General features: G+C 41.1%; 15 protein-coding genes and 1 tRNA gene. 4 read left to right on the top strand and 12 right to left on the bottom strand.

What is annotated here, in order from left to right; translation table 11 throughout:
- Positions 1–143 precede the first annotated feature (143 nt).
- The 3 genes from NOS7524_RS08010 to NOS7524_RS08000 all read left to right on the top strand — a co-directional run bounded on the left by NOS7524_RS08010 (position 144) and on the right by NOS7524_RS08000 (position 1128).
- Positions 144–386, top strand: coding sequence for a DUF1902 domain-containing protein (locus tag NOS7524_RS08010; RefSeq protein ID WP_041555625.1), 243 nt, complete (start codon positions 144–146; stop codon positions 384–386).
- Between the two features lie 3 nt (positions 387–389).
- Positions 390–587, top strand: a complete 198-nt coding sequence (locus NOS7524_RS08005) for a type II toxin-antitoxin system HicA family toxin (RefSeq protein WP_015137983.1) — start codon at positions 390–392, stop codon at positions 585–587.
- A 178-nt stretch (positions 588–765) separates the two neighbouring features.
- Positions 766–1128, top strand: coding sequence for a hypothetical protein (locus NOS7524_RS08000; protein WP_015137982.1), 363 nt, complete (start codon positions 766–768; stop codon positions 1126–1128).
- Here the strand turns inward: NOS7524_RS08000 and NOS7524_RS07995 are convergent.
- From NOS7524_RS07995 to NOS7524_RS07950, 10 genes are all read right to left on the bottom strand, one after another.
- Complete coding sequence (locus NOS7524_RS07995) at positions 1104–1367, bottom strand: HigA family addiction module antitoxin (protein WP_015137981.1); 264 nt, start codon at positions 1365–1367, stop codon at positions 1104–1106. The two genes, NOS7524_RS08000 and NOS7524_RS07995, sit on opposite strands and share 25 nt — an antisense overlap.
- A 9-nt stretch (positions 1368–1376) precedes the next feature.
- Positions 1377–2699 (bottom strand): restriction endonuclease subunit S, encoded by a 1323-nt coding sequence (locus tag NOS7524_RS07990; protein WP_015137980.1) that lies wholly within the window; start codon positions 2697–2699, stop codon positions 1377–1379.
- A 36-nt stretch (positions 2700–2735) separates the two neighbouring features.
- Entirely contained in the window at positions 2736–3143 is a 408-nt protein-coding gene (locus NOS7524_RS07985; protein WP_015137979.1) for a type II toxin-antitoxin system VapC family toxin, read from the bottom strand.
- Positions 3140–3355 (bottom strand): hypothetical protein, encoded by a 216-nt coding sequence (locus NOS7524_RS07980; protein ID WP_015137978.1) that lies wholly within the window; start codon positions 3353–3355, stop codon positions 3140–3142. Before NOS7524_RS07980 ends, NOS7524_RS07985 begins: the two co-directional genes overlap by 4 nt.
- 132 nt (positions 3356–3487) lie before the next feature.
- Complete coding sequence (locus NOS7524_RS07975; RefSeq protein WP_015137977.1) at positions 3488–3763, bottom strand: ribbon-helix-helix domain-containing protein; 276 nt, start codon at positions 3761–3763, stop codon at positions 3488–3490.
- A gap of 48 nt (positions 3764–3811) precedes the next feature.
- Positions 3812–4882, bottom strand: coding sequence for a hypothetical protein (locus NOS7524_RS07970; protein WP_015137976.1), 1071 nt, complete (start codon positions 4880–4882; stop codon positions 3812–3814).
- On the bottom strand, positions 4883–5461 hold the full coding sequence (locus NOS7524_RS07965) for a Uma2 family endonuclease (RefSeq protein ID WP_015137975.1): 579 nt from the start codon (positions 5459–5461) through the stop codon (positions 4883–4885).
- A 110-nt stretch (positions 5462–5571) separates the two neighbouring features.
- A complete protein-coding gene (locus NOS7524_RS07960) occupies positions 5572–7110 on the bottom strand; it encodes a type I restriction-modification system subunit M (protein WP_015137974.1) in 1539 nt (512 codons plus the stop codon).
- A gap of 136 nt (positions 7111–7246) precedes the next feature.
- A tRNA-Arg gene (locus tag NOS7524_RS07955) sits at positions 7247–7319 on the bottom strand.
- Between the two features lie 40 nt (positions 7320–7359).
- Positions 7360–8550, bottom strand: a complete 1191-nt coding sequence (locus NOS7524_RS07950; protein ID WP_015137973.1) for a murein hydrolase activator EnvC family protein — start codon at positions 8548–8550, stop codon at positions 7360–7362.
- 491 nt (positions 8551–9041) lie between these two features.
- Here NOS7524_RS07950 and NOS7524_RS07945 point away from each other — a divergent pair, with 491 nt between their 5' ends.
- Positions 9042–9818, top strand: a complete 777-nt coding sequence (locus NOS7524_RS07945) for a class II aldolase/adducin family protein (RefSeq protein ID WP_015137971.1) — start codon at positions 9042–9044, stop codon at positions 9816–9818.
- Between the two features lie 59 nt (positions 9819–9877).
- On the opposite strand, the gene trmFO is transcribed toward NOS7524_RS07945, so the two are convergent.
- Together trmFO and NOS7524_RS07935 are read right to left on the bottom strand one after the other, a co-directional pair.
- Positions 9878–11191: an FADH(2)-oxidizing methylenetetrahydrofolate--tRNA-(uracil(54)-C(5))-methyltransferase TrmFO gene (trmFO, locus tag NOS7524_RS07940; RefSeq protein ID WP_015137970.1), complete on the bottom strand. Its 1314-nt coding sequence runs from the start codon at positions 11189–11191 to the stop codon at positions 9878–9880.
- 168 nt (positions 11192–11359) lie between these two features.
- Positions 11360–12043 carry a glutathione S-transferase family protein gene (locus NOS7524_RS07935; RefSeq protein ID WP_015137969.1) on the bottom strand — a complete coding sequence of 228 codons (684 nt, stop codon included), beginning with the start codon at positions 12041–12043 and terminating at the stop codon, positions 11360–11362.
- Between the last annotated feature and the right edge of the window lie 26 nt (positions 12044–12069).

Here is a 12069-nt window from a genome sequence, read left to right as displayed (position 1 = left end):
CCACAATCATAAGTTTGAGGAGATTACTGTAATAGAACTTACCTTTAAATCAGTTTTATTCTATGTTATGCCTGTGGTCTATCCAAGTAAAAGCTGCTGTAAAATATAACTATCCCGTTGCAAATTCAACAAAACGCTTGATAATGTCACAAATCACCTTAAAAGTTCAAGCCTTTTGGGATAAAGATGCTGAAGTTTGGGTTGCAACTAGCGAAGATGTGCCAGGTTTAGCAACAGAAGCCTCTAGTATGGAAATTCTCACGCAAAAGCTTCGAGTCATGATTCCTGAACTTATTGTTTTGAATGGAATAATAGCTTCTGACTATGTAGGCTCAATTACTTTTGAGTTAATCAGCCATCGACAAGAGTTAATTCAGGTGGCTTGATCAATGGGTGCGTCTTTTACTCCTGAATTGAAAAAGATTCTGACTGAGGCTGGTTGTTATTTTGAACGACAAGGCAAGGGAGATCATGAAATTTGGTATAGTCCAATTTCAGAGCATAGGTTTGTGGTAGATGGTTCTATCAAGTCGCGTCATACTGCTAATGCTGTTTTGAAACAAGCAGGACTACCTAAAGCATTTTAGAGGATGTTTTAAAAGTATTATAGCTAACACCAAAACCTCGGAAACCTAACCCCCCTACCCCCCTTCCCTACAAGGGAATGGGGGTTTCAAAGCCTCTCCCCTACAAGGGGAGAGGTTTGGAGAGAGGTTTCTAGTATACTTTGCGACTTTTCAAACATCCTGTTAATCAAAAATTAAAATGAGTAAATTATTTGAAATATTGCATAAGATTAAATCTAAGCCAGGTATGTACATTGGGCGTGCTTCTGTTAGTGATTTGTTTCATTTTTTAGTTGGTTTTAAAACTGCTTTAAGAGAATTAGAAGTTAAAGCAACTGAGGAGGAAATGGATTTTTATCGAGAGTTTCAGCCTTGGGTGCAGAAAAAATATCATGTGTCAACTTCTAACTCTTGGGCAAAGATTATTATGCTGCACTGTGGAAGTGAGCAAGAGGGTTTTAATGCTTTCTATCGGTTGTTAGATGAGTTTCAAAATCGAGATAAAAGTTTAGAACATCAGCAGCAGGTTACTGTTAGTTATGAGTCTTTTCCCGCTAAGTGAAGACGATATTTTGCTTCTAGGTTTGTCCAGAACTCAGGGGAAGTTCCCAAGGCTTGGGAGAGTTCGATAGCTGTTTCTGGGGTAATTTGCTTAGTTCCCCTGATAATTTCGTTGATGGTTTGAACTGGACGACTCATAATTTCGGCTAAATCTTTCTGTGTCCAGCCACGCGCTTCTAGTTCTCTACTTAGAATTTTTCCTGGTGTTGGTACTCTTGCTGCTGTTAGCTTCTGGCTCATACTGTTGGATTATTTGATTTTCCTAACTCGCACTTTGCCTGTTAATAAGTCTTGCATTAGCCCCTGTTTTTGGAGTTTGAGCTTGTTAAGGTAGGCTTCTTCTGTGCGAATGCGGGTGTCATGAATATCTAAAATTTCAGCAATGCGTAGTTGCTCTGTTAATTCTGGTAATGCAATAGGAAAACCACATAGAGCGGTGAGTGTAACTGTTTTTTGAGCATTACCTAAAGCCACTTGATCAGAGTATTTTCTGCACTGTGGACTATTTAAAAATGTAACTAAATATTCAGGAGCTATAGTTTCTTTATTAGGAAGAACATAAGCAATATGTCGCTGAAAACTAAACTTATAATTCTCTCGAACTAGAGCAGCGTGTCCATAAGAGCCAACAGCAGTATACAAAATTAATCCAGGTACAGGTTCACGTCCTTTTGAAATCTCTGCATAAGTGTTTTCAGGTATTTTCGCTGCTTGTTCCCATAATATTTTTCCATCTCTCACACAAGAAACATACAGAAATGGAACACCGTTATCTGATGTTTTAACTGATTGATGTGAACCATCAGTAATTCTATGACATAAAGATACTAAGCTTACTACTTCCCAATCTTGCGGAATTTTACCCAGTGGCGAGTCTTTGAACTGTTCAGGATGTGCTTCTGGATCTCTCAATTTGCCATCTTCATCCAAGCCGCGTGTGAGTAAGTCTTGCAGTAGTCCGGCTTTGGTTTGTTTAAGTTTTATAATAAGGGAAGATGTGCGGGCGATCGCTTCATCCACCGTATCCAAAATCTCAGCAATACGCTGTTGTTCAGATAGTGAAGGAATGGGAATTTCAAAAGATTGGATTTTTTGAAGAGTTAGCCTTGTAATAGCTAGCCCCGACATCATATCAGTTAGCCGACGTTGCCCAATTGGAGAAAGAATATATTGTAAAAGATACTTTGCATTTAATTGATTTTTATCAGGTCGAATAAAAGCAACACTTGATAACAAACTAAATGGTTCACTTAAGGTATTAATTGCTGCATTACCAGTGTTCACACCATCTTTGGTTAATAAAACATCCTCATAATGAACATCACATCTAGAATAGATTTTTTCGTGTTCTTCCTTGGAAATCCATCCACAATCTGTTAAATCTAAATATCCAAAACGAATATTTTTTGAAGTGATATATCTAAAGTTCCCTTCTTTACTTTTTGGCGAGAAATGTGTTCCATCTTGGATTTTTTTAGAGACTGTTGATAAAAGCTCAACGTCCCAATCCTGCGGAATCTTCCCAACAGGCGAATCCTTAAACTCCTCATTCTTAACCAAAACCTCACGCATAACCCAAACCCTTGCAAAAACTCACTCAACCAGCTTTCAGGGTAGCTTTTCAAAACCAGCCTGAACAAAATGCTTGTCAAAACTTAAAGCTGTAGAAATTCCCAACTGTTTCATTACCACAAACGAAACACAATCAGTTAGTGAATAAGATTTATCATCATACTGCTGGAATAATCGCCAACCCTCAAAAAACAACACTTCATCAACATGAATAAACTGCACTGATGGGCTACTTAGCAAACGATTACCAATTTCAACAGCTTTAGCATGACGATTTCGACTATTAAAAAAGGTAACTATCTCATCAAAAACATAAGATGTAGTTACCAGTCGAGGTAATTTCTGAATAAAACTTTGCCAATGTTTTAATGTCACATCATGATTAATATCATCAGATGTTTCCAAGGAAATGATATAGCTCGTATCTAAAAAAACATTAGTCATTCACCAGAACCGTAAATATAAACATCAGTTTCTTCAGAAGCATCAGTAACACCACAAGATACAGGGTTTATCCCCATTTGAAAAATCGGATCGTCTTTAATAGTTGTGATTACTACAATTAAATTATTTTCCTTGCGAATTTCTACCTCTTGAACTCCCTCTAAAAATTCTTTAGGAATCACTACACCTTGTTCTGTAACTTTGACTTTCATCAGCTATTAATCCTCATCAATACTCTATATCAAGCATATCCCAGTTAATAAAATTAAACTGTAGGGTTCATTATCGCTGTCTTAATAATGCACCTTTAATTGTTAGTGGTGCATCATATACTTCGCCGCGTTTCATTCTTGAGATTCCGCTAACTTAAAAGCTTCCCATTCAGCAGTTGCAAATTCAGCTTCCATTTGCAACACATCCCTTTGATAATCCTCATCATTAACCATTTCTGATAATTGAGCATCAATTTCTGTCCGTTTGATTGCTTCTAATTCCCGACGCAAGGCTTTAGCAATAAAATCATTACGACTTTTAGCTTTTCCTTGTTGGATAGCTTTATCAGTCGCGGCTAATAATTCGGATGGTATTGCTACATCATCAAGAATAATTAGGTTGTCCATACACAATAAATTGCCCAATTTTCAAATTTACCTCTATGGTGACACGATTTAAACATACCCCAACCCCTGCAAAAACTCATTTAACTTCTGCGCTGCTGCATCCCGTTCCGTCTCAATATCCTGCAACGTCACCCGATACTTATCCCACCAATTTTCTACCGCCGCGATCACCTGCTGACGGTGTGTGGTAACATATCGCTCCAATTCAGCAATTAACCCATCCTTGAAAATTGCTAATACCAAATCTCGACAATCTTCATCACTCAAAGCAGCCCGCGCAGCTTCCAAACGCTTCACCAATTCATCCTTTAATGTCTTTAATTCTGCCTTCGCTTCCCGCAACTGCTTCACAATTTCCTTATAGGGTTCTAATTGAGTTTCTATCTCGGCAATTTCTACTTCATGCTCTTGAATAAAAACCTCAAGTTCAGCAATTTTATCAGCATTCAATAAAGGTGACTTCTTTAAAATTTTGAGTTCCTTCTTCGGCTCTTTAATCAAATTTTTCAAATACTTAAGTTTTATCTCTAAATCCTTGACAATATTAACAGCTTCTGATTCTTCCCCTTCTTCCCCTGCATCCGCCTCAGCTTCCTCACCCTGCTCAAAAGCTTCCTTTTGCTGTTCTAATTCCGCAATTTTCGCTTCAGCCTCAGCAATATCTTGCAAATAATCCGGCATCAATCGCCCAACCAATTTATGATTTAGAGGGTCAAATTTTGCTTGCTTTTTCTTCTCATCCTCATCTTGCTCTAAAGCATCTTTAATCGTATCTACCCAACTATCAACTAAACCACCAAAATCTGACTCTGATAAAGTTCTCAGTTCATACCTCTGTTCATTCCACCAACTAGCAACCACACCCACCACTTTAAAGCGGTCAAGTAACCCCACAGGTTGTAAACTATCCACAAAAGAACTCAAAAACTCAGCCCGGAGTTCCATCACCTTTTTAGTTTTAGGCAACTCACTCAAACTAGGCGCGTGTACTTGCCACCATGCAGCAAACACACTATAAAGTTTGCTTTCTTGCTGCTGCACACCAGCATCAGATTCGATAAAACTTTTAATTTGAGAACGCTCAGTAATAGTAGGAATAAAATCAAGATAATCAGTCATCTATGCAAAAATCTGCTGTAAATTTAAAACAAAATCAGGGAGAACATCTTCACCCGATAAACTTGTGGGAGATTGTAAAAATTCTGGTGCTTGATTGGGGCGATAGATTATTACTTGTTTATCTTTAGGATTAATTAACCAACCAAGTTGTAAACCATTGGCTAAATATTCTTGCATCTTAGCTTTAGTATCTTCCACATCATCAGTTTCAGAAACTAATTCCACTGCGAAATCAGGACACAAAGGGAGAAACTTCTTTCTTTGTTGTGGTGTCAGTGCTTCCCATTTTTCTATCCTGATCCAAGAAGCATCAGGCGAACGAGTTGCCCCATTTGGTAGTTTAAACCCAGTAGAAGAATCAAAAGCTTTTCCGAGTTTATATTGTCTGTTCCAAACTCCTAAATCAAGATACAGTTCAAAATTACGGTTTCCCGTTTCTCCCCCAGTAGGTGACATAATAATTAATTCCCCTTCAGCAGTTAACTCTAGCCGTAATTCTTTATTCACGGCGACAATTTGGGCAAATTCCTCATCAGTAAATTGCAGATTAGGAGGTAATTGTAAGGTTAAAGCAGTCATAATTAAACACCGTCAAAACTAAATATTTACCTCTCTCTTACAATTGTAGAGACGTTGCAGGCAACGTCTCTACATATTCCCCCTTCCCTACAAGGGAAGGGGGTAGGGGGTTAGGTCTTTCTTCCCACAAAAATCCTAGTTGCATCAAAACCATGTGCAGCTAATAGAGAAGATTTAGCCTCTACCTCTACTTTAGGAATACCCCCCAACAAATGCGCCCGTACATCATGCGGTTCTGGTAGTGGCGCATTATCAGCATAGCGGCGGATATTACAGTTGTAATCGTTGTCTTTTAATTGTTCTTGAGTGACTACAGCAGAATATCCAGGTAAAGCCACAAAATTTTCAAACACCCAGCAAATCTTTTCGATATGCTCAGGACGCAAATAATTTTGCGCGCGACCTGCATAATATTCAGCATCAGCATTAATAAACAAAACTTTTCCCTGACGTTCTACAGGTTTCGCGTCTGGGGGACACATCACCAAAATACAGGCGGGGATACCTGTACCATAAAACAAATTGGGTGGTAAGCCTATCACAGCCTCTAATTGATCATTTTTAATAAAACTCTCCCGAATGTTATTTTCTTCTCCACCGCGAAACAGCACCCCATGCGGCATTACTGTCGCCATCATCCCATCAGTTTTGAGAACGGCTAACATATGTTGGGCAAACATCAAATCTGCTTTTTTACCCGTCTCAGGACAATAACCATGCGTAAAGCGTCCAGGGAATGCAATTCCCTCACGGGTATAGTTTTGCGAAAAAGGCGGATTACTGATGACTCTATCAAAGCGTATCAGTTCACCGTCAGCAGTATGCAAGGGATTAAATAGGGTGTCGTCATTGTGGATATCTGCATCTCGAATCCCGTGCAGCAGCATATTAATCTTGCAAATTGCCCATACACCGCCATTATTATCCTGACCGGATAATGCTAAATTTCTGGCATCACTACCGCATTCTTCTACATATTGCTTCGCCTGAATTAACATCCCCCCAGAACCACAACAGGGATCGTAAACTGACATCCCAGCTTGGGGTTTTAGCAACCGCACCATCAGTTGCACGACTTCACGCGGGGTATAAAACTCACCGCCTTTTTTACCAGCCGAATCTGCAAATTCTTTAATCAGGTATTCGTAAGCAGCACCCAACAAATCAGGAAATACAAAATCTTCATTTCGCAAACGATATTTATTGAAGTGTTTAATTAATTCCCGCAACTTGACATCAGGAATCCGACTTTTACCGACTTGACGATTAAAATCAATATGTTTAAATACACCTGCCAGGGATTTGTTACTTTCCTCTAATACCGTCAAAGCATCAGTTAGCCCTTGCCCTACGTTTTTATGTAGCTCATCCCGAATATATACCCACCGCGCTTTTTCTGGGACAAAAAAAGTTTCTTGATAACTGATGGGGCTTTCTGCCCTCATTTTTGCCTCTTCTTCTGTGCGTCCCCTTTGCAAATTCTGCTGCAAAACCTGCTCATACTGCTGCTCAAACACATCCGAGGCGCGTTTTAAAAAAAGCATCCCGAAGATGTATTCTTTAAACTCTGAAGCGTCCATCTTTCCCCGCAGAATATCCGCAGCAGAAAAAAGATGACGTTCTAGTTGTGGCAGCGTGAGTTTGCCCATAGTAGATACTGAGATTGGGAGACTAATGCTTTGTCAGTATATATCTTGTTGAGAGACACTCCAACACACTTCTAAATTGCTTAAAAGTGACACTAATGTGTTAACAGTGACAAATAATTAGTTAATCGACGAAAAACGAGCGCGGAGGGATTTGAACCCCCGGCCAACAGAACCGGAATCTGTTGCTCTATCCACTGAGCTACGCGCCCTCGTACTTTGTGATTATATCACGATATCAGACATTTGGTGTTACAGATAATCGGCTGGGTTGACTGGTGTACCGTTACGGCGGACTTCAAAATGCAGGTGTGGCCCGGTAGATAAACCTGTAGAACCAACAGCCGCGATCGCCTGTCCTCTTTGTACTGTTTGCCCTTCTGTTACATATAATTCGCTGCTGTGTGCATAGAGTGTAGTTATCCCTCTACCATGATCAATAATTACAGCTTTGCCATAACCGCCATACCAACCAGCAAAAATCACTGTCCCGGAATCGGCGGCGCGGATTGTACTCCCGTAGCTAGCGGCAAAATCTAAGCCAGCATGAAAGCGACGATAACCTAAAATGGGATGTACACGCCAGCCAAAGGGACTACTGGTAGGTGCATTACTAGGAATGGCAAATAATCCAGTACCGCCAATAAAGTCGTTTTTACGGTTATTGGCTTTTGCTTGGGCTGCTTCTCTGGCTCTAGCTTCGGCTATCTTTTGTTGAATCAAGACTTCTAAATTTTGGGAATCTCTCTCTAGTTGGTTTTGTGCGGCTTCTAAGGCTAGGCGATCGCTATTTAGCCGTTGAATTAATTCTGATTGAGACTGCGCTTGAGCTTGATAATCGGCTTTTTGCGCTAATAATTGCTCCCTAATCAAAGCAACTTCATTCTTTTGTTCTTCTACTTGTGTTTTCTGCTGATTAATCAGGTTGGCTTGAGTTGCAAGTTTTGCCAACATTTTCTGGTCTGCTTGATACACTAACTTTAATTGATAGCGCCGACTGATAAAGTCACTGATATTTCGGCTTTGTAATAACACTGCCCATCCTTGGCTGATTGGCGATCGCTGGAGATACCTTAATCTAGCCATTGTGGCTAATTGTCGTTGTTGATAGGCTTGTTCTGCTAAGGCTAAATCAGCTTCTAATTGCTGGAGGCGTTGGGTAGCAGCTTGTAATCGCGCTTCACTGTCTTGAATCTGGCTGTTGGTAGTTTGTAGGTTATTAGCTATCCCAGTTAAGCGATTTTGCGCCGCCTGTTGTAAATTAGTCAGGCGATCGCGTTCCTGAATCACGTTCTGGCGTTCTTGATTAATTTGTTGCTGTTGTTGTCGGAGGTTGTTAACTGTGGGTGCAGGTGTTGCAGATACCGGTAGCCAAACCAGAAGCCAGCAAAGTATCAGCAAACACCACCAAAATTTTACGTGTTGAAGAAATCGCGCTTTCATGCTGTTATATTCAGCCAAGGGATTGCCAGCATAAATAGCATTGTTCCCAAAACACGAGCATATCTAACAGTTGAGTGCTGAGTTGTGTTGGCGGTAGCGGGGCGATGAGCTGCGTGTGCTTTATTCTCTCTGGTTCTACAGCTTTTAGCTACTAGGAGATGTGGCTGTGCGGGTGCAGGAAACTAAAGCGGTAGTGGCTGTAGCGATCGCAGTAGTATTTAAAATATCTCGACGTTTCATAAGTAGTTCAGTGTTAAAAATTATCGCTATGGCAAGGCAGGAGGCAGGAGGCAGAAGGCAGAAGGGAAGAGGGTTATAGCTTTGTTTACCTTTCTTAACTCAGTTTTGTTTTTTCCCACCGACTTACTTAGACCAGTTTGGAATTAATTTCAATTAATTTACTAAATAATCGTCAATAACTGCTGTGAATTGCACATTAACGTTATTTTTGATTAAAGTATCAATTTACGTTGACATAAATTGGGGGCAAAATGCAAGTTACAACTAGGGAAAAACCAAATGCGCCTCAACCACCAACTTTTAATTCTATTGCTGAAGCTAGGTTACATCGCCAACAACGACTAGCAGCAGCTTTTCGCCTATTTTCTCGGTTTGGGTTTGATGAAGGTGTCGCAGGCCATATTACCGCCCGTGACCCAGAAAACCCCAATCATTTTTGGGTAAATCCTTTCGGAATGCACTTTGGCTTAATTAAAGTTAGTGATTTAATTTTAGTTAATCATGAAGGGGACGTAATTTTTGGCAATCGCCCTGTCAATCAAGCTGCTTTTGCTATTCATTCCCAAATCCATGCAGCCCGTCCCGATGTAGTAGCGGCGGCTCATGCTCATTCACTTTACGGTAAAAGCTGGTCTAGTCTTGGTCGTCTGCTTGATCCCCTCACCCAAGATGCTTGTTCTTTTTATCAAGACCATAGTATTTTTGCAGATTATACCGGCGTAGTTCTCGACCCCCAAGAAGGTCAACGCATTGCCCAAACTTTAGGTAATCATAAAGCCATTATTCTACAAAATCATGGTTTGTTAACAGTTGGAAAAACCGTTGATGAGGCTGCTTGGTGGTTCATTGCTATGGAACGTTCTTGTCAAGCCCAATTATTAGCGGAAGCTGCTGGTAAACCCAAATTAATCCAACCAGAATTTGCTAGTGTGGCACACAGCCAAGTAGGTTCTGCACAAATGGGTTGGTTTAGTTTTCAACCTCTATATGACATGATTGTGCGTCAAGAACCTGATTTGTTGGATTAGTGTAAGGGTGTAAGGGAAGAAAGAATTTATTTTGTTCTTCTCCCTACACCCCTATACCCCTAGAGATTTCCTTTCCAACTAGCCAAATCAGCTAAGGAGCGATCGCGGTAACGTCCGTAGCGTTCCTGTTTATTTTTGATTTTCATCCCTAAATCGGGAAAAATCCCAAAATTCGGCGGCATTGGTTGAAAGTGTTTAGGTGAGGCGGAACTGATAAAATCAAACAATGCCCCCATCATGGTTGTATTGGGTAGCGTCAATGGTTCTTTTCCTAAAGCCAACCGCGCCGCATTAATTCCCGCCAAGCAACCACCGGCGGCGGCGGCTGTGTAACCTTCAGTGCCAATCAACTGTCCAGCCGCTAACAATGTAGGACGCTGTTTAAATTGCAGAGTCGGTAGCATTAATTGAGGTGCATTAATAAAGGTGTTGCGGTGCATGACTCCCAACCGCACAAATTCAGCCTTTTCCAAACCGGGAATCATTTGGAAGACGCGCTTTTGTTCACCCCAACGCAGATTTGTTTGGAAGCCAACCATATTCCACAACTGACCGGCTTTATCTTCTTGGCGTAACTGCACTACGGCATAGGGACGTTCCCCAGTCCGGCTATCAGACAACCCTACTGGTTTTAAGGGGCCATAGCGCATGGTGTCTTCCCCCCGTTGTGCGAGTTCTTCAATGGGGAGACAGGCTTCAAAAAATTTGGCGGTTTCTCTCTCAAAGTCCTTGAGTTCTGTTTGTTCAGCTTGACAAAGTGCTGACCAGAAACGCAGATATTGCTCCTTATTCATGGGACAGTTGAGATAGGCGGCTTCACCTTTGTCATAGCGTGATGCCATAAAGGCAATATCCCGATTAATGGAATCTCCCACAATGATGGGGCTAGCTGCATCAAAGAAACTCATATATTCCATCCCGGTGAAGCGGTGCAAGTCTGCCGCTAAATCGGGACTGGTTAAGGGGCCACTGGCTAAAACCACAATTCCGTCGGGAATAGCTGGAACTTCCCCGCGCCGGAACTCAATTAAAGGATGATTTGCTAAAGTTGCGGTTAAATCTTGCCCAAATTGTCCTCTATCTACAGCCAGCGCACCCCCAGCCGGAACTGCGTGTTCATCAGCTTTAGATATGACGATAGAACCGAGTTGGCGTAATTCTTCATGCAGCAAACCCGCCGCGCGATCGCTTGCCATCGCCCCAAAGGAATTACTACATACTAACTCTGCCAAATGTTCTGTATGATGGGCGGGGCTGAAGCGTTGGGGACGCATCTCATGTAAGATTACTGGTATTCCAGCCTGGGCTATTTGCCATGCTGCCTCTGTCCCAGCTAGTCCACCTCCAATTACTTGTATCGGTTGTTTGTCCATAAATATCAATACTCAATTTGACCCAGGTTAAATTTGCTGGGAGTGCATATCACCAATAATAGATGATACTGTTGGTCAGTGCGATCGCCTCATACTGTAGTATCCAGAACATATCCTGTATCTTGTCTTTTCGCGCAAGATACCCACCCTACCAGATGTTTCTATAGTTTATTTATTTTCATCAGCTTGATTGTCTCGATTAATCTCACGCCTACGAAGTCTCACCAAAAATCTCACCCGCCGTTTGAATTCCTCAAAGTCTGCTTCGCTGAGTTTGGTTTTCTGCCATGCTGGACGCTGGTTGATTTGTTCGCACCAGTTTTGTAGTTGGGGGTAATCATTCAGACTCACGCCCAAATTAGGTAAAAAAGGTACAACTGTTCCTGCAACAATATCTGCTAGGGTTAATTGTTCCCCTGCAAAGAAAGTGCGATCGCCTATGATGTCTGTTAAAAATTGCAGCACTATCTTTATATGCTGCACTGCTTGGAGAAACTGCGGTGAATCAGGACTATCACAAATGAGTGAAATTGTTTTTGGGAATAGTTCATTAGCTGTCACCGTTTGCACCATTCTGACTTTTGCCAATGTTTGAGGCTCACTTGGTAACAATGTTGGTGTGGGATATTTACTTTCTAAATAATCTAAAATCGCCAATGATTCTATGACTCTAAAACCTTGATCTACTATCACTGGAATGTGATGAAATGGGTTGATTTCTAAAAAGTCTGGTTGTAATTGATCACCATTTAATTTGAATAGAATTGGTTCAAAATCAATTTCCTTTTCTAATAAAGTTATCCACACACGCCGAGCATTAGGTGAAAGGGGAGCATAGTAAAATTTCAGCATAGAAAACTCCTAGATAAAAAGACCGA

It is taken from the genome of Nostoc sp. PCC 7524, from assembly GCF_000316645.1.
GTDB lineage: Bacteria > Cyanobacteriota > Cyanobacteriia > Cyanobacteriales > Nostocaceae > Trichormus.
The sequence above is the reverse complement of the archived record's forward strand: the minus strand, read 5'-3'. Positions and strand labels throughout refer to the sequence as shown.

Bases quoted from the DNA above. Each gene is read 5' to 3' on its own strand.
- NOS7524_RS08010 (WP_041555625.1), top strand. From the start codon at position 144: ATGTCACAAATCACCTTAAAAGTTCAAGCCTTTTGGGATAAAGATGCT.
- NOS7524_RS08005 (WP_015137983.1), top strand. From the start codon at position 390: ATGGGTGCGTCTTTTACTCCTGAATTGAAAAAGATTCTGACTGAGGCT.
- NOS7524_RS08000 (WP_015137982.1), top strand. From the start codon at position 766: ATGAGTAAATTATTTGAAATATTGCATAAGATTAAATCTAAGCCAGGT.
- NOS7524_RS07995 (WP_015137981.1), bottom strand. From the start codon at position 1,367: ATGAGCCAGAAGCTAACAGCAGCAAGAGTACCAACACCAGGAAAAATT.
- NOS7524_RS07990 (WP_015137980.1), bottom strand. From the start codon at position 2,699: ATGCGTGAGGTTTTGGTTAAGAATGAGGAGTTTAAGGATTCGCCTGTT.
- NOS7524_RS07985 (WP_015137979.1), bottom strand. From the start codon at position 3,143: ATGACTAATGTTTTTTTAGATACGAGCTATATCATTTCCTTGGAAACA.
- NOS7524_RS07980 (WP_015137978.1), bottom strand. From the start codon at position 3,355: ATGAAAGTCAAAGTTACAGAACAAGGTGTAGTGATTCCTAAAGAATTT.
- NOS7524_RS07975 (WP_015137977.1), bottom strand. From the start codon at position 3,763: ATGGACAACCTAATTATTCTTGATGATGTAGCAATACCATCCGAATTA.
- NOS7524_RS07970 (WP_015137976.1), bottom strand. From the start codon at position 4,882: ATGACTGATTATCTTGATTTTATTCCTACTATTACTGAGCGTTCTCAA.
- NOS7524_RS07965 (WP_015137975.1), bottom strand. From the start codon at position 5,461: ATGACTGCTTTAACCTTACAATTACCTCCTAATCTGCAATTTACTGAT.
- NOS7524_RS07960 (WP_015137974.1), bottom strand. From the start codon at position 7,110: ATGGGCAAACTCACGCTGCCACAACTAGAACGTCATCTTTTTTCTGCT.
- NOS7524_RS07950 (WP_015137973.1), bottom strand. From the start codon at position 8,550: ATGAAAGCGCGATTTCTTCAACACGTAAAATTTTGGTGGTGTTTGCTG.
- NOS7524_RS07945 (WP_015137971.1), top strand. From the start codon at position 9,042: ATGCAAGTTACAACTAGGGAAAAACCAAATGCGCCTCAACCACCAACT.
- trmFO (WP_015137970.1), bottom strand. From the start codon at position 11,191: ATGGACAAACAACCGATACAAGTAATTGGAGGTGGACTAGCTGGGACA.
- NOS7524_RS07935 (WP_015137969.1), bottom strand. From the start codon at position 12,043: ATGCTGAAATTTTACTATGCTCCCCTTTCACCTAATGCTCGGCGTGTG.